Source organism: Rhodococcus sp. IEGM 1351 (assembly GCF_030056875.1).
GTDB lineage: Bacteria > Actinomycetota > Actinomycetes > Mycobacteriales > Mycobacteriaceae > Rhodococcus_F > Rhodococcus_F opacus.
The window spans coordinates 330,815-352,753 of the sequence record NZ_JASHKU010000004.1 but is presented as its reverse complement, the minus strand read 5'-3'; the positions used below and the strand labels follow the sequence as shown (position 1 = coordinate 352,753).

General features: G+C 67.8%; 22 protein-coding genes and 2 pseudogenes. 11 read left to right on the top strand and 13 right to left on the bottom strand.

Annotation, left to right across the window (positions count from 1 at the left end):
• Window positions 1-13: 13 nt before the first annotated feature.
• Window positions 14-430, top strand: coding sequence for an acyl-CoA thioesterase (locus QM806_RS09655; protein WP_283291196.1), 417 nt, complete (start codon window positions 14-16; stop codon window positions 428-430).
• Window positions 431-474: 44 nt separating this feature from the next.
• Window positions 475-906, top strand: coding sequence for a hypothetical protein (locus QM806_RS09650; RefSeq protein ID WP_133984762.1), 432 nt, complete (start codon window positions 475-477; stop codon window positions 904-906).
• Between the two features lie 11 nt (window positions 907-917).
• On the opposite strand, the gene QM806_RS09645 is transcribed toward QM806_RS09650, so the two are convergent.
• The gene (locus QM806_RS09645) at window positions 918-1,655 is read right to left on the bottom strand and encodes a pyrimidine reductase family protein (protein WP_283291193.1); all 738 of its coding nucleotides are present in this window, start codon (window positions 1,653-1,655) and stop codon (window positions 918-920) included.
• Entirely contained in the window at window positions 1,655-2,182 is a 528-nt protein-coding gene (locus tag QM806_RS09640; protein WP_133984766.1) for a flavin reductase family protein, read from the bottom strand. The genes QM806_RS09645 and QM806_RS09640 overlap by 1 nt, the downstream gene beginning before the upstream one ends.
• Before the next feature lie 39 nt (window positions 2,183-2,221).
• Here QM806_RS09640 and QM806_RS09635 point away from each other — a divergent pair, with 39 nt between their 5' ends.
• Window positions 2,222-3,916 (top strand): stealth family protein, encoded by a 1,695-nt coding sequence (locus QM806_RS09635; RefSeq protein ID WP_283291191.1) that lies wholly within the window; start codon window positions 2,222-2,224, stop codon window positions 3,914-3,916.
• On the opposite strand, the gene ppk2 is transcribed toward QM806_RS09635, so the two are convergent.
• Window positions 3,917-4,861 carry a polyphosphate kinase 2 gene (gene ppk2 / locus QM806_RS09630; protein ID WP_005570926.1) on the bottom strand — a complete coding sequence of 315 codons (945 nt, stop codon included), beginning with the start codon at window positions 4,859-4,861 and terminating at the stop codon, window positions 3,917-3,919.
• A gap of 56 nt (window positions 4,862-4,917) precedes the next feature.
• On the opposite strand from ppk2, the gene QM806_RS09625 reads away from it, so the two are divergent.
• Window positions 4,918-5,271 carry a helix-turn-helix domain-containing protein gene (locus QM806_RS09625; RefSeq protein WP_005570925.1) on the top strand — a complete coding sequence of 118 codons (354 nt, stop codon included), beginning with the start codon at window positions 4,918-4,920 and terminating at the stop codon, window positions 5,269-5,271.
• Here the strand turns inward: QM806_RS09625 and QM806_RS09620 are convergent, their stop codons facing one another.
• The 3 genes from QM806_RS09620 to QM806_RS09610 all read right to left on the bottom strand — a co-directional run bounded on the left by QM806_RS09620 (window position 5,272) and on the right by QM806_RS09610 (window position 7,675).
• Window positions 5,272-6,201 carry a phosphodiesterase gene (locus QM806_RS09620; RefSeq protein WP_005570924.1) on the bottom strand — a complete coding sequence of 310 codons (930 nt, stop codon included), beginning with the start codon at window positions 6,199-6,201 and terminating at the stop codon, window positions 5,272-5,274. It abuts the gene before it with no gap.
• A gap of 137 nt (window positions 6,202-6,338) precedes the next feature.
• Window positions 6,339-7,211, bottom strand: coding sequence for a slipin family protein (locus QM806_RS09615; RefSeq protein ID WP_005570923.1), 873 nt, complete (start codon window positions 7,209-7,211; stop codon window positions 6,339-6,341).
• Entirely contained in the window at window positions 7,208-7,675 is a 468-nt protein-coding gene (locus QM806_RS09610) for an NfeD family protein (protein ID WP_005570922.1), read from the bottom strand. The genes QM806_RS09615 and QM806_RS09610 overlap by 4 nt, the downstream gene beginning before the upstream one ends.
• Window positions 7,676-7,814: 139 nt before the next feature.
• On the opposite strand from QM806_RS09610, the gene QM806_RS09605 reads away from it, so the two are divergent.
• On the top strand, window positions 7,815-8,624 hold the full coding sequence (locus QM806_RS09605; protein WP_283291187.1) for a HugZ family pyridoxamine 5'-phosphate oxidase: 810 nt from the start codon (window positions 7,815-7,817) through the stop codon (window positions 8,622-8,624).
• Here the strand turns inward: QM806_RS09605 and QM806_RS09600 are convergent.
• On the bottom strand, window positions 8,611-9,015 hold the full coding sequence (locus QM806_RS09600) for a hypothetical protein (RefSeq protein WP_169692984.1): 405 nt from the start codon (window positions 9,013-9,015) through the stop codon (window positions 8,611-8,613). The two genes, QM806_RS09605 and QM806_RS09600, sit on opposite strands and share 14 nt — an antisense overlap.
• A gap of 232 nt (window positions 9,016-9,247) precedes the next feature.
• Window positions 9,248-9,385 (bottom strand): hypothetical protein, encoded by a 138-nt coding sequence (locus QM806_RS41355; RefSeq protein WP_005561925.1) that lies wholly within the window; start codon window positions 9,383-9,385, stop codon window positions 9,248-9,250.
• A gap of 362 nt (window positions 9,386-9,747) precedes the next feature.
• Here QM806_RS41355 and QM806_RS09590 point away from each other — a divergent pair, with 362 nt between their 5' ends.
• Both QM806_RS09590 and QM806_RS09585 read left to right on the top strand, forming a co-directional pair.
• The gene (locus QM806_RS09590) at window positions 9,748-10,419 is read left to right on the top strand and encodes a hypothetical protein (protein WP_283291185.1); all 672 of its coding nucleotides are present in this window, start codon (window positions 9,748-9,750) and stop codon (window positions 10,417-10,419) included.
• Window positions 10,420-10,983: 564 nt separating this feature from the next.
• Window positions 10,984-12,216: an LCCL domain-containing protein gene (locus tag QM806_RS09585; protein ID WP_283291183.1), complete on the top strand. Its 1,233-nt coding sequence runs from the start codon at window positions 10,984-10,986 to the stop codon at window positions 12,214-12,216.
• 25 nt (window positions 12,217-12,241) lie between these two features.
• Here the strand turns inward: QM806_RS09585 and QM806_RS09580 are convergent, their stop codons facing one another.
• Window positions 12,242-14,101 (bottom strand): serine/threonine-protein kinase PknD, encoded by a 1,860-nt coding sequence (locus QM806_RS09580; protein ID WP_005562629.1) that lies wholly within the window; start codon window positions 14,099-14,101, stop codon window positions 12,242-12,244.
• 478 nt (window positions 14,102-14,579) lie between these two features.
• Here QM806_RS09580 and QM806_RS09575 point away from each other — a divergent pair, with 478 nt between their 5' ends.
• Together QM806_RS09575 and QM806_RS09570 are read left to right on the top strand one after the other, a co-directional pair.
• Complete coding sequence (locus tag QM806_RS09575) at window positions 14,580-15,032, top strand: hypothetical protein (RefSeq protein ID WP_005562625.1); 453 nt, start codon at window positions 14,580-14,582, stop codon at window positions 15,030-15,032.
• Window positions 15,033-15,298: 266 nt separating this feature from the next.
• Complete coding sequence (locus tag QM806_RS09570; RefSeq protein WP_167121117.1) at window positions 15,299-15,652, top strand: DUF732 domain-containing protein; 354 nt, start codon at window positions 15,299-15,301, stop codon at window positions 15,650-15,652.
• Window positions 15,653-15,849: 197 nt separating this feature from the next.
• On the opposite strand, the gene QM806_RS09565 is transcribed toward QM806_RS09570, so the two are convergent.
• Complete coding sequence (locus QM806_RS09565) at window positions 15,850-16,983, bottom strand: BTAD domain-containing putative transcriptional regulator (RefSeq protein WP_081276474.1); 1,134 nt, start codon at window positions 16,981-16,983, stop codon at window positions 15,850-15,852.
• A gap of 173 nt (window positions 16,984-17,156) precedes the next feature.
• Here QM806_RS09565 and QM806_RS41655 point away from each other — a divergent pair.
• A pseudogene (locus QM806_RS41655) lies at window positions 17,157-18,641 on the top strand (serine/threonine-protein kinase); the annotation flags it as partial.
• An 853-nt stretch (window positions 18,642-19,494) separates the two neighbouring features.
• Here the strand turns inward: QM806_RS41655 and QM806_RS09540 are convergent.
• From QM806_RS09540 to QM806_RS09530, 3 genes and pseudogenes are all read right to left on the bottom strand, one after another.
• The gene (locus QM806_RS09540) at window positions 19,495-19,713 is read right to left on the bottom strand and encodes a hypothetical protein (RefSeq protein WP_167121071.1); all 219 of its coding nucleotides are present in this window, start codon (window positions 19,711-19,713) and stop codon (window positions 19,495-19,497) included.
• A 112-nt stretch (window positions 19,714-19,825) separates the two neighbouring features.
• On the bottom strand, window positions 19,826-20,125 hold the full coding sequence (locus QM806_RS09535) for a helix-turn-helix domain-containing protein (protein ID WP_265147562.1): 300 nt from the start codon (window positions 20,123-20,125) through the stop codon (window positions 19,826-19,828).
• 26 nt (window positions 20,126-20,151) lie between these two features.
• Window positions 20,152-21,260: pseudogene (locus QM806_RS09530) on the bottom strand (tyrosine-type recombinase/integrase).
• Between the two features lie 188 nt (window positions 21,261-21,448).
• Between QM806_RS09530 and QM806_RS09525 the strand changes: the two are divergent.
• On the top strand, window positions 21,449-21,868 hold the full coding sequence (locus tag QM806_RS09525) for a CoA-binding protein (RefSeq protein WP_167121073.1): 420 nt from the start codon (window positions 21,449-21,451) through the stop codon (window positions 21,866-21,868).
• The last annotated feature ends 71 nt before the right edge of the window (window positions 21,869-21,939 follow it).

Genomic DNA, 21,939 nt, shown 5'->3' with positions numbered 1-21,939 from the left:
TAATGTCCGATCCATGCCTCGTTACACGATTGCGCTGCGGAACAACTCGGGGCCGGACGCGCCGGCGTCCGTGAGCCGCCATGTGCCGTTCTACTGCGCGCACGAGGCGGCGGGTGCGGCGTGGTCCCGGGCGCTCGACGAGGCGTGCGGCGACCTCCTCGACCCGGCCACACAGACCGCTGTGGTGAGCGTCGTCAGCAACTTCGGACGCGAACTGTTCACCGGCGACGCGGACGTCGTCGTCGCCCTGGACCGGATCGGCACCACCTCGCTGACCTTCCTGATCACCCTCCACCAGGACGGCGTGCAGGCCGCGGAGCTGACCGTCGTACTCGTGCACCTCGATTCGAGTCGGGTGAACTCGGCGCCGTGGTCGCCGGCGCAGATCGCGGCGCTCGAGACGTTGCGGAGTGCTCCGGCCGTCGCCTGACCTCGATCGATCGAAGTTTCAACAACGCGTGATCTGGGCATTTGATGCTTATGAGTATCGAAGACGGGCCCGGTGACACGCTGAGCCCCAGCGAGAGCCTGGACTCCGACGACGTGCGCAACAACGACGGCGACGACGTCGTCGATCCGCCCGACGGGTGGAGTGAGGCCGACAAGTTCGGCACCACGGCGCGCGAGGAGCGGGAGGGTGAGTCCCTCGACGAGAAGTTGTCCGAGGAAGAGCCCGACGTGATGCTCGAGGAGCAGAGCGAGGTGTCGTTGGCGGATCTCCCCGACGACCAGCTGAGCGAGGACGTCGACCGTGTCATCGACGAGGAGGACATCGACATTCCGGTGTTCGGAAACAAGCACGCCGACGTGGTCGAGGGCGTCATCGTGCAGGACTCGCGCACCGACCGGGGGCAGATCGACGGGTCCGCGGAGGACGGCGATTCGTTCTTCACGGTCCTGGACTGACGGCAGCAGCGTCAGCCGCGCTGCGTTTCCCGGCCGTAGCGCAGGTAGAGAAAGTCGTCGTTGATCAGAGCATGCTCGAGTGAAAGTGTGCGCGGCGCTTGCACTGTCGGGCCAGACGATGCGGGCAGTGTTTGCGGACCGGCCAATCGCGGGGCGAGGGTCAAGCACATCTCGTCCACCAGATCGTGTGTGACGAGATCGTGGAGGAGGGTGGGGCCGCCCTCGCACAGGATTCGGCCGAACCCGCGGTCCCGCAGAGCGGCCATGAGGGCAGGCATCTCGACGCTGTCGTCACCCGCCACGACGATGTCCGCCGACTCCCCGAGTGCTGCCCCGCGCGTTTCTGCCACCCGTCGGGTGGTGACGACGATCGGCCTGACACCACCCGCGAACAGTGGTGAACCGGGGGGAAGATTCCCCGTTCGTGTCACGACGGCAATCGGTGGTGGTGTGTCGAGTCCCCACCGTTCGAGTCGATACCGAGCCTGTTCTTCCGTCAGCTGCACCGGTCCGTACGTTTCGGCGCGGACGGTGCCGGCCCCGACGAGCACTACGTCGGCATACGCACGCATCGCGCGGAGGAGTTGGTGATCCACCGGGTCGGATAGGGGCCGGACGCGTCCGCCGAACGCCGCCGCACCGTCCAGGCTGGCAACCATGTTCACCCGTACCCCGTCCGGCGGGTCGCGGTAGAACTCTTCCGCCGGCACCTCGTCGGCACCGCTGCTCAGCTTGCACATCTGCGGCATCACGCCTCGTGCCCGGGTTCGAGGTCGCGCACGTCGGAGAAGGTGACCAGCTGACCGAGGTCGTCCGGGGCGGATCCGGTCTCCGGGGCGAGGAGGAACGCGACGTGGTCACCCAGTTCGAGTCGTTCGAGGATTCGGCCGCTGAACCATGCCGGTGAATCGTCCAGGATCGGCAGCCCGTGCGGGCCGGGATGCCAGTCGCATCGGGCGAACTTGTCGATCTCGTCCCCGGTCTGCGCGCCGAAGAGCGTCGCGAGCGCGACATGGTCACGGGTCAGGAGGTGCACCGCCAAACGCTCCGCCTGCGAGGCCACCGAGAAGGTGTGATTCTTGTTGGACAGTCCGACCAGGAAGCGCGGCGGGTTGATGCTGACCTGCGACGCGAACCCGACGAGGCACCCCGACATCTCGTCTTCCGACCGTGTGGTCACCACGAACATCGGATAGTTCAGGAGCGCGACGACGTCCTCGAAAGCCTGACAGGCATCCCGTTTCGGTGCGTCGATGTCCCCGGTGCGATCGGCCATGGGTCCTTCCTAACAGATTCCGGCCGGGAAGCGTCCGACGTGGTACTTCGCGTCCGACGCTTACTCGAAGGCGGTAGCCGCACCGCAGCGCCTAGACTGGGCAGGATCGCACTCGCGACAGCCACCGAAAGGCCCGACATTACTCAATCCTCCGCTCCGCATGACGTCTACTTCGTACCCCCGGAGCAGGAGACCGCGGACGCCGTTGCCCATGCCTCCGCCGCCGCGGCGTCGAGATTGCGTGACCGCGTCGACGTGGTCCGGTTCAAGGGCCGCTTCGCGCTGCCGATCACGCACACCACGCCGCACGAGGCGATGGTCGAGGACCTGCTGTTCGTCCGCGACGTCCTCGACGGCGCCGGGATCGAGTATCTGCTGGTGCGGGGCAACGACGAACGCCCGGTCATCGCGGTCAACTGGGCGCAACGCAAGGCGTTGCGGGCGGCCCTGGTCGCCGCGTGTGAGGACCGTCCGTTCTACTCCAAGACCGTCGACGCCAAGGGTCCCGCGGTCCTGGTCTCCGACGGCAGCCTGTCCGCGACGTCGAAGGCCCGCATCTTCCGGCTGTTCCGTCCGCGGGTGCACCTGGCCAGCGGCCTGAGTTACGGAGCGTCGACGGGTGTGCAGATCGAGCTGTGGTCGATCAGTGACGACGAGATCGTGCTGCCGATGGAGAACTCCCTGACCCGGCGGGTGGTGCGCTCGGAGGAGGCGGTCCGCGGCACCGTCGAGCGGTTCGGGCGGGTGTGGCCCACCATCGAGAACATGTTCGCCGACCATGCGTCGGACATCAATTTCGACGTCGACCTGGTGTTCTCCTGGGTGGACGGCTCGTCGGCGGAGTTCCAGGCGCAGCGCGCCAAGCGGATGCAAAGCTACGTGGTCGGCGAGGGTGACGATTCGGCCGCCCGGTTCCGGCAGATCGACGAGCTGAAGTACGCGCTGCGCTCGGTGCACATGTACGCGCCGTGGATCCGCCGCATCTTCGTCGCCACCGACTCCGACCGTCCCGCGTGGCTCGCCGACGACCCGCGGGTCACGTTCATGCCGAGCGAGGAGTTCTTCGCCGACCCGTCGGTGCTGCCCACCCACAATTCGCAGGCCGTCGAGAGCCAGCTGCACCACATCCCCGGTCTCGCCGAGCATTTCCTGTATTCCAACGACGACATGTTCTTCGGCCGCTCGGTGGGTCCGCAGATGTTCTTCTCCCCCGGCGGCATCACGATGTTCATCGAGGCGACCACCCGAATCGGTTTGGGCCACAACGACGACGAGCGCAGCGGATTCGAGAACGCGGCCCGCGTAAACCGCCGGCTGCTGCAGGACCGCTTCGGTCTGATGACCACCCGGCACCTCGAACACGCCGCCACCCCGCTCCGCAAGAGTGTGATGGAGGAGATGGAGAAGGAGTTCCCCGACGAGTTCGCCGCTACGGCCGCAAGCACTTTCCGCGCCAGCACCAACATTTCGGTGACGAATTCGCTGTATCACTACTACGCGTTGATGAGTGGCCGCGCGGTGGTGCAGACGGCGGCGCGGGTGAAGTACGTCGACACGACGATGAAGTCGGGGCTCCGCGACATGGACTCGTTGCTCGCGAAGCGGTCGATGGACTTCTTCTGCCTCAACGACGGCAGCGCACCCGAGATCGACCTGGAATTGCGGACCAGGAAGGTGACGCAGTTCCTGGAGAACTACTTCCCCATCCCGGCGCCGTGGGAGACCGGCGTCTGATCAGACGGCGGGAAACGCGTCGTTCGGACGCTCGCCCTCGTCGTAGACCGTTGCGGGAGAGCCGATGAGGAGCGGGTCGGGGGTGCCGACCACCCGCAGGTCCTTGCCGCTGTAATCGAATTTGTGGAGCACCCAGCGGATCGCCTCGATCCGGGCCCGCTTCTTGTCGTTCGATTTCACGACCGTCCACGGCGCCTGCGGCGTGTCGGTGTAGAAGAGCATCGCATCTTTGGCCTCGGTGTAGGCGTCCCACTTGTCGAGGCTCGCGAGGTCGGTGGGTGACAGCTTCCACTGCTTGACGGGATCGGTGCTGCGGGAGACGAACCGGGCGTGCTGCTCCTCCCGGCCCACCGAGAACCAGAACTTCACGATGTGGATGCCCGACTGCACGAGCATCCGCTCGAACTCCGGCGCAGACCGGGTGAACTCCAGGTACTCGTTGGGGGTGCAGTAGCCCATGACGCGTTCGACGCCGGCGCGGTTGTACCAGGAGCGGTCCATCATCACGATCTCCCCGCCGGCGGGCAGGTGCTGGACGTACCGCTGGAAGTACCACTGGGTGCGTTCGCGTTCGGTGGGCTTCTCCAGCGCCACCACCCGCGCGCCACGAGGGTTGAGGTGTTCGGTGAACCGCTTGATCGCGCCACCCTTGCCGGCCGCGTCCCGGCCCTCGAAGATGACGACGACTTTCTCGCCGTTCTCCTTCACCCACGCCTGGAATTTGAGCAGCTCGATCTGCAGTTTGCGCTTGCGGTTCTCGTACTGCCGCCGCGTCATCTTCTCGTCGTACGGGTACCCGTGCCGCCACGGTTCGTCGATGTCGTCGATGGCGTGTTTGCGGCCGGACTTGCGCAGCAGCTCCCCGATCTCGTCTATCTCCGGTGTCACGTCGATCTGACCGGCACGCGCGAGTTCGAAGGCGTCGGGATCGTGCAATTCGTCCACACAGCAAGACTACCGCCGCGAGGCGTCGCCGTCCGGGCTCATGAGATCGTGGATCCATGAGCATCGACCACATCGTTTCCGCGCTCGACCCGACGGTCGCGGCCGAGCTTGGGACCGCCCTCGACGGGTCGCCGATCGTCACCCTCGACGGAACGGTGCTGCCCGACCCCGCGCGCGACGCGGTGCTGGAACTGCTCACCCTGCTCGCCGACGGGCAGAGTGTGGCGCTCGGTGCGGTCGCGGACCTGCTCACCACGTCGCAGGCCGCGGAGATCCTCGGCGTCTCCGACACCTACGTGCGCCGGCTTGCCGACTCCGGCGCCCTGCCCATCGAGATGCGCGGCACCCACCGCCGGTTCCGGCTCTCCGACGTCATGGCGTACCGGGAGAAGTTCCCGCGCAGGGGCTGACTACACCCGCACCCGCATGACGGCCTGTTCACCGGCGTCCGGGATCCGCACGCCCTCGGCTGCGAGCCGCTGCTCGGTTTCCTCGGCGGTGACGTATTCGCCGACGGTGTCGTAGCTGCCCATCGGGACCACCGAATGCACGATCGTCTCCGGGTACACGTGCACGAGGTTATAGCCCTGGGCGCCGTCGCGCCCGCGCAACGCCCCGGCAGGGACGTTGAGGTCCTGGGTGTAGCAGGTGGCCGACGCGACGGAGACGGGGATGCCCGCAAACGTCGCCGTCGTCGAGTAGTGCAGATGTCCCGCGAGGATCGACCGGACGTCGCTGCCGTTGAGCACGTCGGCGAGGCGCGGCTGGTCACGCAACTCCACCAGCACCGCCAGGTCGAGGACGCATGGCACCGGCGGGTGATGCAGCGCCAGGATGGTTCCGTGCGGTGCCGGAACCGCGAGCTGCTGTGCCAGCCAGATCAATTGGCTCTCGGAGATCTCCCCGTGGTGATGTCCCGGCACCGTCGTGTCGAGGGTGACGATGCGCAGTCCGTCGACGTCGTAGACGTGATCGATCGGCTCGTACGACGGTTCCTGCCCGAGCAGTTCCGTCCGGAAGTGGCCGCGGTCGTCGTGGTTGCCCATCGCCCAGATTACCTGCGCACCAAGCGACGCGGCGACCGGTTCGACGATCGCCCTCAGCTTCTCGTAGGCGCCCGGCTGGCCCCGGTCGGTGAGGTCGCCGGTGAACACCAGGGCGTCCGGGCGGGCGTGCGACGACTCGATCTCGGTGAAGATCTGCCGCAGGGTTGCCTCGCTGTCGACGGCCCCGTACAGCAGGTCGTCGTCGACGAGATGGGTGTCGCTGAGGTGCAGCACGAAATGTGACGGTCGCGGATACTCGGCCGTCCGTATGTCGGCTGCCTCGGTGCCGCTCATCGGTCTCTCGCTTCCGCTCGCCCCGACGGGGGCAGGTGCCCGGGTGGACGCCACTATTTGTCCACCCTAGCCAAGCGCACTCCGGTCACCTCCCGGGGCACGCGCGGTGGCCGGACGGTGAACGGTGGGGCACGACGTCAGTTTCGTGCGTGGTGCGGTGCGCGCGCCTCCGGGCCGGCGGGCGGGATCATCGCGGCGAGGTTGGCCTGCGCCTCGAACCGGACCCGCTCGTCGCCGTCGTCCGCCGCTGCCGCGTCCTTGGCCGCGGTGAGGAACGGTCGGACCAGGTCGAGGGGCATCGGGAAGACGACGGTCGAGTTGTTCTCGCCGCCCATGGCGCTGAGGGTCTGCAGGTAACGCAGCTGCAGCGTCGTCGGGTTGCGGCTGATGACGTCGGCGGCCTCGACGAGTTTCGCGGAGGCCTGGAACTCGGCTTCGGCGTTGATGATCTTGGCGCGGCGCTCACGCTCCGCCTCGGCCTGCCGGGCGATGGCCCGTTGCATGTTGGCGGGGATCTCGACGTCCTTGATCTCGACGGTGGTGACCTTCACACCCCACGGTTCGGTCTGCTGGTCGATGACCTTCTGCAGGTCTTCGTTGAGGCGTTCCCGCTCGCCCAGCAGGGCGTCGAGGTCGGCCTTGCCGAGGATCGAGCGCAGGGTGGTCTGGGCGATCTGCAGGGTGGCGGCCAGGAAGTCCTCGACCTCGACGATCGCCCGGTCGGCGTCGACCACCCGGAAGTAGGCGACGGCGGTGACCTTGGCAGGCACGTTGTCGTGGGTGATCACTTCCTGAACGGGGATCTTCAGGGTCACGGTCCGCAGGCTGACCCGTTCCATCCGGTCGATCGCCGGGATCAGCAGCACAAGTCCCGGACCCTTCAGGTCGACCAACCGGCCCAGCCGGAACACGACGGCCCGCTCGTACTCGCGCAGCACCCGGATCGAGCTGCTCGCGAGGACGGCGAGGAGGGTGATGACGACGCACAGGATGACGATGATTGTGGTCATATCTCCAGCTCCCATGGTTCGCGGCGGCGCACGGTGAGGGTGAGTCCGCGGATCTGCTCGACGATGACGGAGTCGCCGGCGGTCGGTGTCTCGTCGTCCCCGAACAGTGTTTGCGCCTTCCAGAGGCTTCCGGCGGCCTCGACCTGACCTTGCCGTCCTTTCCAGTTGCGGACGGTGGCGTCGGATCCGACGAGGGATTGCATCCCGGTGCGCACGGGCGCGTGCCCGGCGGCGAGCGCCTTCCGGCCGCCCACCACCGCGAGACCCACTCCGACCACCGCGACTCCGGCGGCCGCCGGGATGGCGATCATCTGTGCGGTGTCGCTGGACGTGAACAGCAGCCACACGCCGGCCCCGACGAACAGTGCCCCGAGCCCGCCGAGCACACCCGCGGTGGGTGCGTGTGCCTCGACGACGATCAACAGCACACCCAGCACCAGCGCCAGCACGCCCAACGCGGTCATCTCGCATCACCCACGATCACGCTTTGCGAGGACCCGGTCGCACTCGCATAGCCTCTTCGCGATCGAGCCCTCAGTTCAACGGTAAGCGCAGGTCGACGGCAATGCCACCCGCAATTTCCGGCGGGGTACCGTTCAACGAATGACCAACCTTGATCACGGAGATCCCGGTGACGCCCCGACCGTGCCGCCGCCGCTGGAGGAGGTCGTCAATCCGGCCCGCCCGTCCGCTGCCGAGGAGGCCCGGACGGTCGCGGCCACGACGAACGTAGGCACCCTCGCGAGCCTGACCAGGGACGGCGACCCGTGGGCGTCGTTCGTCACCTACGGTCTGCTCGACGGCTCGCCAGTGCTGTGTGTGTCGCAGATGGCCGAGCACGGCCGCAACCTCGCGCACGATCCTCGCGCCAGCATCGCGATCGTCGCGCCGAACCCGCCCGCCGATCCACTGGCCAGCACCCGCATCACCCTCGCCGGGTACGTCTATCGCCCGGAAGGCGACGAGCTCGCCGCCGCGCGGGAGGCGCACCTGGCGGCCGTCCCGGCGGCGCACGTCTACATCGACTTCAGCGACTTCTCGCTCTGGGTGCTGCGGGTGCAGCGTGTGCGATGGGTCGGCGGTTACGGGCGAATGGACTCGGCGAGCGAAGAGTCCTACGCCGCCGCGACAGCAGACCCCGTAACCCCGCATGCCGGCCCGGCGATCGAGCACCTCAACGCCGACCACGCGGACGCCCTGCGCGCCATGGCCCAGGCGCTCGGTGGATTCCCCGATGCGAAGACGGTCACCTGTGAGGGCGCCGATCGCTACGGACTGGACCTGCGGGTCACCACCCCCCGCGGCGTGGCCGTGACCCGGGTCGGCTACGCAGAGCCACTCGACTCCGTCGACCAGTTGCGTGCGGCGACAGTCGCTTTGACAGATCAGGCCCGGGCACTCACCGGTCGGTGAGCACGTAACAGCTGGGGCGACGACCTCCCCGACCGACCAGCCCGGATGAGAGCGGCGAGCTTCGTGCTCGCCGCTCTCGGGACCAGCCTGCGCGCAACACCTCGGGTGCGAGTCGGGCACCGAGCGGGCGTCCGGCGAAATCCAGGTGACCGGCGACGGCCGACTGCAGAAGCCGATACGTGTCGGTTCCGACGGCGCCGATCCCGGTGACCAGTGCAAGTTTCGTCACCGGCATCTGCGCCAAGTCGCGCAGCGCGGCTGCCAGGGTGACGTCGCGGGCCTGGCGTTCGTTGACCTTCCGCGAGCTCATCACATAGATCCGGCTGGTCGCCTCCAATCGCGCGACCTCGGCGACTATCTTCGGTGCCAGCTTCTTCCCGACGCCGGTCATTGAATGCAGGAGTGCCCGGCGGGCGGAGCACCTTCATCTGCTTCCGCAGAGCCGCGAGGTCGCCGGACGCGACCATCACCGCACACAGGGCGTACTCGCCCCGCTTCGATTCGTCGATGAACGCATGCACGCGGAGAAGCCCCCGTGCGCGACACCTTTCGCACGCTACGCCGCGGTGGTCAGCTTCCGCTCTGAGGTGTGGATTCACGCGGGTACTCGATTCGGCGACCAGTCACCAGAGGGTGAGGGGTAACCCGGCCGCTTCCGCGCAGCGGATCCGTTCCTCGATCTCCTCGATGGCTTCGCCACGGGCGAGGCCGGTGCGGATCGCGGCGGCGATGGCGCGGGTCGGCCGGCAGGCCGCGGACATCGGCGAGGATACAGGCGAGGTTGCGGCGGCGCAGGTGGTATTCGGTGCGGTTGACGGCGTTGGTCCCCAACCGCATGTGCGCGGGTTTGTGCAGCCGGCGAAGTCGCATCGGTGGCATTGACGTCTCATACGTGGTCCGGACAGAGAAGATCCTTGACGTCAAGGATCTTCGCCGAGACCTTCCAGCCCACGGCGCCGATGCGAGGCGGCATCGACCCCCAAGCCCGTCGCCACCGCTTGGGCCGGGCACCGGGCCCGCGTCGAGCTCGCGGAGACCATCGCAAGATTTCATTCAGAATCCGACAAGCGACATCCCAGATCCTTTTCGTACCCGCAAAAGCTCTCACAGAAAAGGACCCGCCATGTTCCCCAAGACCGTCAAGTCCGCCGCTCGCGTCGCCACCGCCACACCGGCGCCCCGAATCACCGGTTCGATCATGAAACACGCCGGCCTTCGCGCCGCGATGTGTGTCGGCGCTACGGTTCCCCTGGTACTGCTCGGTCACGGGATAGCCTCGGCCGCAACTATTGAGGTCTATGGGGGCGCCGACGAGGTCGAAGTGTATGTAACCGACGGTACGCCCGGGGAGAACTGCCTGGTCACCGACAACGGCTACACCTTTGGTGACGTGGTGGATGATGCGGGGTTTCTGGCTATCTTTATTCCAGCTGAGCCCGGCGACCACCAGGTGACTCTGGCGTGCGACAGCAGCGGGGGCTACGGCCAATGGGTCACGGTCGCACCCACCGGCCCCGGTCCGGGACCAGCCCCAGCACCCGCCCCCGGACCCGCCCAGGGCTACTACGCCAACATCTATGGCGGCCCCGGCGGTGCCGACATATTCATTACGGGCGCCGCGCCCGGGGAGACATGCATAGCCACCACCGATGCGAACGAGGCACTCTTCCTCGACGGAGTGGCGGATGGCACCGGCTCTCTCACTCTGTATTTCGGTACTCCTCCCGGCGACCAGACCGTGACTGTGGTGTGCGACAGCAGTGGAGCCGTCGCCCAATCGATCACGGTCACCTGACAGGTGGCATCACCAGATTCTGGTGTGCAGTCGGTCACCCATATCCCCGCCGACGCCTTCGTCGCCGAACACGATGTCCTTGCCTGACTGTCCGCCCGCAGCGACGGGTTGCCGGGAGGCGTTCGTCCAGTACGTCGAGTACCTCGCCGCAAAGTCCGGTGAACGCGTCACCCCGCCGGCGTCGTTGAAGCAGGAATCAGGGAAATCAGGGATAAGGCGCGGTCAACGGGACCGTGGGGACCCCCGTTGACCGGGTTGTCGCTTCCCTTCTGCGCAAGCCGGACAGCCACCGGGTCTCGTGAGGCCCGGTTTTCGGGGGTATCGTTGACGAAAATCCGGCGACATGGTCGACGGCGGTGCACCATGAGCGACGATCCGGGTACGCCAGGCAGTCCGCACTGGCAACCCCGCGGCCCCGAGTGGCAACCTCAGGGCCAACAGTGGCAACCGCACGCCCAACAATGGCCGCCCGCCGATGGGCCGCCCCCGGGGCCGCCGGGTCCTCCACCTCCGCGTTCGCGGGGCGGTGGCCGTTGGCCTCTGCTGTTCGGGTTGCTCGCCGCCGTGCTGATCGGAGTGCTCGTCGGCGGCTATCTCTTGTTCGTGAGGGGCGACGCGGATGAGGGTGAGGTGTTGCTCGAGGCGGCCGCATCCGAGGGGCCGTTTCCGTGGACGCCGCCGGTGGTGCCCCCCGATGCGCCGACCACGCTGCCGGAGTCGATGCCGACGGTGGCTGCCGGTGCGCCGGATCCGGGCCGGCCCGGATTGATCGCCGTGCCGGGCGACCGAACCGGAATCTACGGTGGCTCCCTCGAGTTGTCGGTCTGCGACAAGCCGAAACTGATCGGATTCCTCGAACAGAATCCGGGGCAGCGGGCCGCGTTCGGCGAGGTGTTGGGTGTTTCCGACGTCCGCGCCTATGTCGAGTCGCTCACGTCGGTGATTCTCGGTTCCGATACCCGGGTGACGAATCACGGGTACGAGAATGGCCGACCGACCGCGCTGCAGTCCGTGCTGCAGGCCGGGACGGCAGTCCTCGTCGACGACCGCGGTGTGCCGCGGGTTCGGTGCCAGTGCGGGAACCCGCTGTTGCCGCCGCAGCCCACCAAAGCAGCCCCGACGTACAGCGGGCAGCGGTGGCCGGGTTTCGCGCCGGACAAGATCATCGTCGTGCAGCCCGCACCCGCGCCGGTTACCCAGTTCACGGTCATCAACGTTGTCACCGGGGCTCCTGTGGTGATCAACGTCGGCAGCGGGACACCGCAGCAACCGACGACGACGCGGACGAGGACGCCGACCACGACGGTGCCACCCCCACCGCCGCGGACGACGGTCGCGCCACCGCCACCGCTCCGGACGACGGTCGCGCCACCGCCACCGCTCCGGACGACGGTCGCGCCACGCCCACCGCTCCAAACCACGGTCGCGCCACCGCCGCCGCGGACCACGGTGGCGCCACCCCCGCGAACGCAGCCGCCGACAACGCAGGCGCTGCCGCCCGCCGACTGGAGTACGACCGCCGAGGCTTTCCGGGGTCAGGACGGAGGACGAGCGTCGTTCGAGTGCCCGCCGGGTGGAGCGTTCGGCACCGTGTGGGGCTCGGGCACCTACACGGATGATTCCAGCGTGTGCACGGCTGGTGTGCATGCGGGAGTGATTTCCCAGCGGGGCGGCGGCGTGGTGGTCATCGTGATCTCCCCGGGCCTCAGCTCGTATGAAGGTTCGACATCGAACGGCGTCACGTCCGTGGGTTATGGAAGCTGGTATGGCTCGTTCCAAGTCGTCGGTGGCGGTTGACCGTGACCGGTCGGGACGGACGGCATCAAGGGTCGCCCGGCAGTCGTAGGACCGTGTTGCCCTCGGTGACGTAGAGGTCTCCGGTGGCCCTGACCGCTACCCAGATCGGGCGGTGCAGCCCGGTGAACGGCACCACAGTGGCGGTGTCCGCACCCGCTCGAAGTTCGGCAACGCGACCGTTTCGGTAGTCGGCGACGAACACATCGCCCGTGGAATCAACCGCCACACCGGTGGGGGACGCCAGCTCTGTGAACGGCAGCACGGTCTGGTCGGTGCCGCCGGCGGGAAGGAAGAGCACGCGGTTGTTGTCGGTATCGGTGACGAATACGTCTTCACTGGAGTTGACCGCCACGCCGACCGGTCCGTGCAGGTCGGTGAACGGCAGCACCTGTTGGCTCGCGGCGCCGGCGGGCAGCGCGACAATCCTATTGTTGTTGTTATCGGCGACGAAAAGGTGTCCGGCGTCGCTGACCGCCACTCCGGCGGGCCCGGCCAGGTCGGTGAACGGGAGCACCGTCTGGGTTGTGGCTCCGGCATCGAGTTTCAGCACCCGATTGTTCTTCGTGTCGGCGACGAAGACGTCGCCGGCGTCATTGGTCGCGACCCCCGCGGGGTGGTCGAGATCGGTGAACGGGAGGACGTCCTGGGCGTCGGAGTCAGCGGCCAGCTTGAGGATGCGATTGTTGTTGGTGTCGGCGACGAGAAGATCTCCGGCAGTGTTGACGGCCACCCCGACGGGAGAGTTGAGGCCACTGAACGGCAACGTGGTCTGCGTCGATGACCGGTTGCCCCAATACACGAACGCCACTGCGGCACCGACGGCCAAGACTGTGAGGAAGGCGAGCGCAAGCAGAACACGCGCCGGATTTCGCCGACGCGGAACGCTGAACATCTGCGGCGGGGGCGGTTGCGGTACCGGCCGGGGCGGCGGCCGCCCATGCGGTGGTGAGGTGGGCTGCCGAGTCGTCTGGGCATGGGGTGCGCCGTGCATTGTCGTCTGCGACCGCAAACTGGTGGGCTGGGCCGTGTGCGAGGACTGCGCGTTCGACAGGGCAAGCTGAACGCCGGCCGCGAGTGCGCGGCAGGTCGGCAGCCGGTCTTCACGCCGCTTCGCCAAAGCGGCGGAGACGATGTCGTCGATGGCCGGCGGAAGATCACCGCGCACAGCACTGATCCGCGGTACGGGTGCACTGAGATGACCGCGCATGACCTCCTGGGTGCTTCCGGTGAACGGTGGGCGGCCGGTGAGCAGGCAAAATAGGGTGCAGCCCAACGAGTACACGTCTGCGCGGGGGTCGAGTGGGATGCCTTGGAAAGCCTCGGGCGCCGAGTACTGCAGGGTGGCCACCAGCGACCCGGTTTTGGTCAGGTGCTGTGTCTCGTCGAGGGCCTTGGCGATACCGAAATCGGTGAGCAGTACCCGCTCGGGTTGCTCGGCGCCGGACGTGCCCAACAGAATGTTCGCCGGTTTGACGTCGCGGTGCAGCACGCCGTTCTCGTGTGCATAGTCCAGGGCCTTCGCCGTTTCGGCGATGATGTGCACGGCGCGCGATGGGTCCATCGGACCCTCACGCAGCGCCACCGCGGCATCGGTTCCGGCAACGTATTGCATCGCAATCCAGTGTTGATGTGCTTCCCGGCCTCGGTCGAAGACGGACACGATGTTCGGGTGTTCCAGGCGCGCCGCGTGGTCGGCCTCGAGCTCGAAGCGGGAGCGGAAGCAGTCGTCGGTGGTCAGGCTGCGGTCCAGCAATTTGAGGGCGGTGTTCCGGGGCAGGTGAGGATCGCGAGCGAGGTACACAGCGCCCATCCCACCGACGCCCAACACACGTTGGATGGTGTAGCCGGCGAACACGTCACCCGGCTCGAGTTCCGCACGACCCATCGGCAACACCGCCTTCGGTCGGACCGCTACGCCGTCTGTGAGCCAATCGGAGTGTATGACTCCGCAGACTCACGGGGCACACTCATGGGGCTGCAGAGTCGGTCGTCCACGCCATCCACCTTCGGCCGCAACGGGCTAGCATCGATTATGTGCCTCCCCTCCCGCTGTGGAAGCGCCTGTATTTGCTCTGCACACGCCCCGACGGCCTGATCGCCGAGTACGACGAACTCGGTGCACTCGTCCGTGCGGGGGTTCTTGCCGAGCTCTACCTGACCGGCGCGGTACCGATCGCAAGGCCGCGCGGTCATCGAGTCCACCCCGGTGCTTCCGGGCGCGCTGGAGCAACATCTGATCACGCAGATCTCCGCCTCATGCCCGCGCACCTGGGAACACTGGATCGGCACCGACCCGCGGCCCACCGAGAGGCTGGCCCGGGACCAACTCGTGGGCGACCACGAAACGGCGCCGGGCCCTCGGCATGGTCCCCTATACGAGTTACCGGGCGTCCGACCTGGAGTTGACGGCACGGCTGCGGGCGGCGGTCGAGGACACATTGCGCGCGGCCAAAGCCGACGAGCCCGACCACGACGCCATCACACGCGTCGCGCAGGGCGCCCTGTCGATGCTGCCGGACGATGCCAAGTCCCTCCCCCGCAAACAGCAGCGTGAACTGCTGGCCGAACTCCGCGAGCGGGCCGAGTCCAGCCTTCGCGCCTCCCATCCGCGCGGTCAGGGATGCGCGGTCACCGACACGGACGCCGTGTACGCCGCCCTGGCAACGCGAATCCCTTACCGCTGCAAACACTTCCAACTTAAAGGTGACTACGACGACCAAATCGTGTCCTTCTCGAAACGAATCGGTCCGATCGTCCCGGCGTTGTCGTCGGCATTGCGCACCATGAAGTGGACGCGCGCCGCCAGTTTCACTTAGGCCGCCAGTTTCACTTAGACCGACCCGGCCGAGCGGGACATCCGACCCGGGTCGGATCGGCTCGGGATCCTCCGAGACCGTCGAGTCCGCGGAGCCGAGGCGGCATCACACCCGAACCCGTCGATGCAGCGGTCCTCCCGCTGTGACCGGCGCCAGGCCGCGTCGAGCTCGCGGAGACCATCACAAGATTTCGTTCAGAATCCGACAAGCGACATCCCAGATCCTTTTCATACCAGCCAATGGCAACTCAAAGAAAAGGACCCGCCATGTTCCCCAAGACCGTCAAGTCCGTCAAGTCCGCCGCTCGCGTCGCCGCCGTCACCGCCGTGCTCGGCGTCGCCGCCATGGGTGGGGTCGGGGTCGCCAACGCCACCAGCTATGCGCCGGAGGAGGTCTACCTCACCGCCCTCGACGAAGAAGGCATCCCCTACGACTCGGCCTACTACGCGGTGGCGCTGGGCTACGCGGTCTGCGGGGACTTCGAGAGCGGCTACGACTTCTACGACATCGGACTGGATTTCCTGAGCGAGTCCTCCTACTCGCCGTACGAGGCGGGCTTCATCATCGCCGACGCCGTGACGGTGTACTGCCCGCAATACACCTACGCGCTCCCGGCCTGATTCACCCGCCACACGCCCCACCGAGTCGGTTGCCGCACCCGAGACGAACCGGTCGGTGGGGTGTGCCCGTCGGTGCGGTCCCCACGGTGGCTCCGCGACCGGCACCCGGAGCGTCTGGGCCCGGTGGTGATGCCGACGAGGCGGAACATCGGTCGGTAGCACGACGACGCACGTGTCGGGGGTGGGGAGGCGCTGCGCTATTCGACCACGATCTGGAATTCGAGCTCGGTGTCGCCGATCCGAATGATGTCACCATCGACGAGCCAGACGCTGTCGACGACGCGGTTGCCGCCCACGTATACACCGTTCGAGGAACGCAGGTCCCGCAACACGAAGTTCATCCCGGTATCCACGATGATCGCGTGGTGGCGACTGACCTTGCCCTGAGCGAGCACGATGTCGTTGTCGGGCATCCGGCCGATCCTGACCCCCGCCGATCCGATCCGAAAGACACGGCCCTGACGATCCCGCAGCTGCGCGGCCAGGGCGCGTTCGAGCGTCTCGAGGACGGTGACCGTATGGGCGGCGGTCGCCAGCGCGGTCTCGGCCACCGCCAATGATTCCTGCCGCAGGATGCGGCCCTCCAGTTCTAGCAGGTCACGGCCCGGATCGATGCCGAGTTCCTCGGCCAGGTTCGAGCGCAGCCGGCGACACGCCTCGAGGGCGTCGGACTGCCGGCCACACACATACAACGCGGTGATCAGCTGACCCCACAACGGCTCGCGATGCGGGTAGACGGACGCGAGGGACACCAACTCGGGAATCACCGCCTCGGCTCGTCCGCACGCGATCTCGGCTTCCGCGCGGGCGGCGAGGGCCGACACCTTCTCCTCCTCGATCGCGGCGGCAAACGTCTCGGCGAACTCCAGATCCCGGAGATCGTCGAGTGCCGGGCCCTTCCACTCGGCGAGCGCGGCGGCCAGGTGCCCGCTCGCCTCCTCGAATCGCCGCGCGGCGGCGGCCTGGATCCCGGCCCTCTTCTCGGCGAGGAATCGTCCCAGATCACAACCCTGGTCCGGCACGATGAGCCGGTACCCCGGCGGCGCGCTGGCCAGCACCGCCCGGGCATCGATCCCGGCATGGCGCAGAATTCGACGCAGATTCGAGATGAACACCTGCAGGCTCGCCCGGGCCTCGGGTGGCGGCCGATGATTCCACACCCGGTCGGCGAGCGCGTCGGCGGACACCGGGTGGTTGCGGTTGATGATCAGGGCCGCGAGGACGGCACGCTGCTTGGGGCCACCCAGCGGTGGGGCGATCCCGTCGATCGTCATCTGCACCGGTCCGAGCACGTCGAAGTGCAGTCCCGTCCCGGGCTGTGTGCCGTCCACTACACCGATGACCCTACCCCGGTGGCCCCTCCGGTGCCGTCCCGTCGTCGGGGACCGTCGCGGCGCTGACACAAAGCCTGTCCGCCCTGACCCGCGGACAACGGTTGGCTGATGCCCTGACGTGGTCGGTGTTGACTGAGGTCGGCGAGGCATCCGGGTGAGGTGGTGACGGCATGGGCGAGCACGGCATCTTGAGGCCGGGGGAGGTGTTCGCCGGGTACACCATCGAACGCGTGCTGGGGGTCGGGGGATGGGCACCGTGTATGCGGCGGCGCATCCGCGGTGGCCGCGGCGGATCGCCCTGAAGGTGCTGCACCCGGCGCTGGCCGAGGACGACGACGCCCGCGCCCGGTTCGAGCGGGAGGCCGACCACGCGGCCCGGCTCGAGCACCCGAACATCGTCGCGGTGTACGACCGCGGCCGGGAGGGCGACCGGTTGTGGATCGCGATGCAATACGTCGAGGGCACCGACGCCGCGACCGCCGGCGAGGGTGGTCCCCTCGATTCGGCGGCGAACATCCTCGTCGAACACCCCCGGCCGGGTCACCGGGGTGATCCCGGGCGGGTGCTGCTCGCCGATTTCGGGATCGCCAAGGCGCTCGAGCAGACCCAGCACGTGACCAAAACCTGGATGTTGGTGGCGACCCTGCAGTACGCGGCGCCGGAACAGTTCGCGAACCTCCCGTTGGATGCCCGGGCCGATGTGTACTCGCTGGGTTGCACCCTGTTCCGGCTGCTGACCGGCCAGCAGCCGTATCCCGGATCGCCCCTGGCCCCGCTGATGGCCGGCCACCTGAACTCGCCGATCCCCCGACCCGCCGCCCTTCGGGCGGGCCTGCCAGCCGCGTTCGACGAGGTCATCGCGCGGGCGTTGGCCAAGGACCGGGAGGAACGCTACCCCAGCTGCGGGGCCCTGGCGGCGGCCGCGCAGCACGCACTCGGGCCGGCGGAGGCCGACATCCCGACGCGGTGGAGGCCGACATCCCGACGGTGCGGGAGGAACCGGAGACGGACCGCCCGGCACCCGCACCGGTCAAGCCCGAACCGTCCCCCCGGCCCGCCGCCCCGCCCGCGCCATGGCAGGAGGAAGAAACCCAGCGCGCACCCCATGCCGCACCGCCCGAACTGGCCGGGGCCGCCGACTCCACCCTCGAGCGGCTCTGGCACCCGCCCGCGCAAGTCCGCTGGTGGCGCGGGACGTCCACTATGGTGATCGCCGGGCTCCTGACCCTCCTGGCGGTGGTCGCCGTCGGAGTGGTCGTGTACAAACAGACCCGGACCCCCACCCAGACCGAGAGCGCGACCCAGACCGAGAGCGCGACCCAGACCCAGACCACCCTCCCGTTCACCGGCCGCAATGCCCCCGCGGGGGTGGCGGTGGACGCGGCGGCCAACGTGTTCATCGCCGACTCCGACAACGGCCGGGTGTTGAAGCTGGCGGCCGGGTCGAACTCGCAGACCGAGCTGTTCACCGGCCTCGACCACCCCCGGGGGAGGTGGTGGTGGACGCGAGAGAAAACGTGTACGTCGCCGACAGCGACAACAACCGGGTGCTGAAGCTGGCCGCCGGGTCGACCACCCACGTCGAGCTGCCCTTCACCGGCCTCCTCGGCCCCGAAGGGGTGGCGGTGGACACCGCGGGAAACGTGTACATCACCGCACCGCCAACGGCGGCCGGGTGTTGAAGCTGGCGGCCGGGTAGACAGGTGAGCTTGCCGCAACCTGGTTCCTAGGTCTCGCTGCCGGGACATTTGAGACGCTGCGACCTCCCTCGACTCGTTCAGAGTCGATCTACCACAGGGCCAGGGGTAAGCCCGCGTCCTCGGCGCCGTGGATCCGGGGTTTCGATTGCCTCGGCATCCGCCGAGTGCGAGTCCGGTGCGGATGACGGCGGCGACCGCGCGGATGCGGCCGGCGGGGCCGCGGACGTCGGAGAGGGGGCTGGTCAGGTTGCGCCGGCGCAGGTTGTATTCGGTGCGGTCGTCGGCGTTGGTGCCCAACCGCATGTGCGCGGGGTTGGTGCAGCCGGCGAAGTCGGATTGGTGGCACAGCACCGTGTCGTCGGCCCCGGACCACCCCAGCCGCGGGATGATCCCATATTCGAGCTGGTACGCGAACAGGTGCGCGGGGACGATGCCGCGGCGGGACGGGCCGGGCAGGCCGGCCGCCCGGAAGGAGCCGTGCCCGGCGGACGAGACACTGCCGAGACAACCGTGCCCCGACGACCCGGGCGTGTCAGTAGGTCTTCGCTTCGAACCGCGCCACGACCGCGGGGTCGTCGAGCCAGGGCCGGTCACAGCCGTTCGGGGACCCGGATCGGTAGCGGCTGGCCGATCAGGGCGAGTTGCTCGACCTCGCGGCCCGTCGTGGAGGCGGGCATCCCGGGCAGCATCGGCGCGGCGGTGACCATGAGGTACCTCCGGTCTCGGGCTCGTCGGTGCTGTTACCGGTGAGGCTAAGGGGAGGTCCCGACACAAAACATCGGGTGAAGACCCTGAGCCGCAGGTGATGTCACTGGGGCGGGTGTGCGATGCGCGCGGCGTGGTAGTCGGCGTGGTCGCGGGCGGCGAGTGCACTCCACCGGGTCGCGGCACTGACGGAGATGCCGAGGAGGTCGGCGAGCACCGGCGCGGGCAGGTCGACGGCCAGTGCCCCAGCGCCGCCCCGCGGGCGGACCGCACCGCGAACCCGGCCGTGCAGCAGGAGGGTAAGCCGACCGGGATCGAGCACGTCCGCGACCTGTTCGGTGAACTCCTCGAGGTCGCATCGTGCAGCCGCGCCGCAAGGACTGCGGCGAGGTCGGCCACCGCCGCCTGCCGCTTCTCGGTGTCGGCGCCGGAGGTCACAGTCCTCGGGGCAGTCGGATGGTGTTGCGCCGCACGGGCGGCGGCGGTGCCGCGGCATGGGAGCCGGGGGCCTTCTTGTGAACCGGTTCCTCGGTAACAGCAACTTCGATGAGGTCCTCCACGCCGACGTCGAAGATGTCGCACAGTGCGGCGAGGGTCTCTAGGCTCAGCCGTTGCGGGGTTTTGGTGACGAGGCGGTAGACCTGTTCGCGGGACAGGTGCACCCCGCGCTCGGCGAGGACGGGAACGAGATCGGTGGTGGCGAACATGTCATGCTCGGCCATGACATTGCGCAGGTGCCATCAGCAGCCCAGTTTCTTGGTCACGTCTGCCCCCAGAGGTCGGGAAGTTTCGCCAGCGATCGTTGCAGCAGCCGGTTGCGGTACTCGTCGGAGACCCCGCTGCAGATCGCGATCGACGCCGCGTAGGAATGCCCCACCTGGGCGGAGACGAACTTCTCCGGATAGTCGAACTCGACGAGGTGGGTGATGTAGGAGTGCCGCAGGCAATGCAGATCCAGGGACGGGTCGAGGCCGGCGGCGTCGCGGGCAGCGGTGAACGCCTCGTTGATCCGGCGCAGCGACATCCGGTCGGCGCGTTCGGTCACCCAGACGGCGGGATGTGAGGTGGCGCCGAAACGCGGCCGCACCTCGCTGCACCACTGTTCGAGCACGGGCACGATCCAGTCCATCTCCGGGACGGTGAGAACCGTGCGGCGTTTCGGTGGGCTGCCGCGGGAGGACTTGCCCCAGCGCACGAACAGCGCACCGAACCGGCCGAACCGTCGGGTTGTGCCGCAGGTCGGCCAGGTCCAGACCCCAGGCTTCGCGACGACGAATCCCGAACGCGTAGATCGTCTTGAGCAGGGCGGCATCCCGCATCGCGGCCGTCACACCCTTGCGGTGGTGCGCGCGGATCTGTTCGACGCGAGCGTCGGCGGCGTCGAACAGGGCGTGGATCTCGTCATAGGTCAGCGGCCGCCGGCGCGGATTGCCCTCGTGTTCGGTGACGTGCACGATCGAGTTCGACTCGTGCAGCAGTTGTGTCGGTGTCACACCGAAGCGCTCCCGGCATTCCGGCGGCCATCCGTAGCGGGGATCGGTGACAAATGCGAGGAACTGTCGCAGCGAGATCTCGTAAATCCACGCCGTCGACACCACGATCGATTTCGCACCCTGGCGGCGGCTGGTGATGAATGTCCTCGATGTCCGCACACTGCCAGTTCTACGGATAGTCGTTGGTGAATTCGGCAAGCCACCGCAGCAACGTCTGCCGCGACTCGATCATCGCGGGCTGGAGGAACCGGGCGCGTTGTTGCACCGCCCACCCGTCCAACATCGCATCGAACACCGCCGTCTCCGGATCCAGATGCGCGACGCCGTCTGCGAGGACGCGGTGGGCGACACCGGGGCGGTCCGCCGTGTCGGCCACGATGCATAGGATGCATCATTGCGGCGTGTAAGGCAACACCCGAAATGCAAGGTCGAACGGCCACAACGCCATTGGGTTCCTCGCCTAGAACCCGAGCAAGTACGCTGCGACTGCGTCCTACTTCGCAGCGCGTCGAGTGCGTCATCGAATGCAATTCCGCCTAGTTCGGTCAGTAGTAGTTTGGCGATGTGGATACCAAGTGGCAGGACTCCAAGGCCGTGTCGTCGATGCTCGACGACTGGGACACGTGGGCAGTTGTCGGGCTCTCCGGCAATCCCGACCGGACGGCGTTCCGGATCGCGGAGCTGTTGCAGCGCCGAGGAAAACGTATCGTCCCGATCCATCCTGACGCCCCGACGGTGCTCGGCGAGCAGGGTTACGCCACTCTCGCGGACGTTCCGTTCCCCATCGACGTCGTCGACGTCTTTCGCCAGTCGGAGGCCGCCGGCGAGTTTGCGGACCAGGCCGTCGAGATCGGTGCGAAGGGTGTCTGGTTCCAATTGGGCGTCATCGACGAGGCCGCCTTCCAGCGAACGATCGCAACGGGCGTCGCGATGGTGATGGACACCTGCCCGGCGATCGAGTGGAGTGCACGGGATTCAGCCTGACCGTGGTCGGGCTGTAGTCCGCCGCGCGCGACTGCCGCTACTCTGGACCGAAATCGTGCAAATCGGACAAC

What these genes read in the sequence shown, in the direction of transcription:
- QM806_RS09605 (WP_283291187.1), top strand. Translation starts at nt 7,815, where the DNA reads ATGACCAACCTTGATCACGGAGATCCCGGTGACGCCCCGACCGTGCCG.
- QM806_RS09645 (WP_283291193.1), bottom strand. Translation starts at nt 1,655, where the DNA reads ATGCCGCAGATGTGCAAGCTGAGCAGCGGTGCCGACGAGGTGCCGGCG.
- QM806_RS09570 (WP_167121117.1), top strand. Translation starts at nt 15,299, where the DNA reads ATGTTCCCCAAGACCGTCAAGTCCGTCAAGTCCGCCGCTCGCGTCGCC.
- QM806_RS09650 (WP_133984762.1), top strand. Translation starts at nt 475, where the DNA reads ATGCTTATGAGTATCGAAGACGGGCCCGGTGACACGCTGAGCCCCAGC.
- QM806_RS09580 (WP_005562629.1), bottom strand. Translation starts at nt 14,101, where the DNA reads ATGGGTCGTGCGGAACTCGAGCCGGGTGACGTGTTCGCCGGCTACACC.
- QM806_RS09610 (WP_005570922.1), bottom strand. Translation starts at nt 7,675, where the DNA reads ATGACCGCGTTGGGCGTGCTGGCGCTGGTGCTGGGTGTGCTGTTGATC.
- QM806_RS09620 (WP_005570924.1), bottom strand. Translation starts at nt 6,201, where the DNA reads ATGAGCGGCACCGAGGCAGCCGACATACGGACGGCCGAGTATCCGCGA.
- QM806_RS09600 (WP_169692984.1), bottom strand. Translation starts at nt 9,015, where the DNA reads ATGACCGGCGTCGGGAAGAAGCTGGCACCGAAGATAGTCGCCGAGGTC.
- QM806_RS09575 (WP_005562625.1), top strand. Translation starts at nt 14,580, where the DNA reads ATGGTCCCCTATACGAGTTACCGGGCGTCCGACCTGGAGTTGACGGCA.
- QM806_RS09625 (WP_005570925.1), top strand. Translation starts at nt 4,918, where the DNA reads ATGAGCATCGACCACATCGTTTCCGCGCTCGACCCGACGGTCGCGGCC.
- QM806_RS09590 (WP_283291185.1), top strand. Translation starts at nt 9,748, where the DNA reads ATGTTCCCCAAGACCGTCAAGTCCGCCGCTCGCGTCGCCACCGCCACA.
- QM806_RS09615 (WP_005570923.1), bottom strand. Translation starts at nt 7,211, where the DNA reads ATGACCACAATCATCGTCATCCTGTGCGTCGTCATCACCCTCCTCGCC.
- QM806_RS09640 (WP_133984766.1), bottom strand. Translation starts at nt 2,182, where the DNA reads ATGGCCGATCGCACCGGGGACATCGACGCACCGAAACGGGATGCCTGT.
- QM806_RS09655 (WP_283291196.1), top strand. Translation starts at nt 14, where the DNA reads ATGCCTCGTTACACGATTGCGCTGCGGAACAACTCGGGGCCGGACGCG.
- QM806_RS41355 (WP_005561925.1), bottom strand. Translation starts at nt 9,385, where the DNA reads ATGTCCGCGGCCTGCCGGCCGACCCGCGCCATCGCCGCCGCGATCCGC.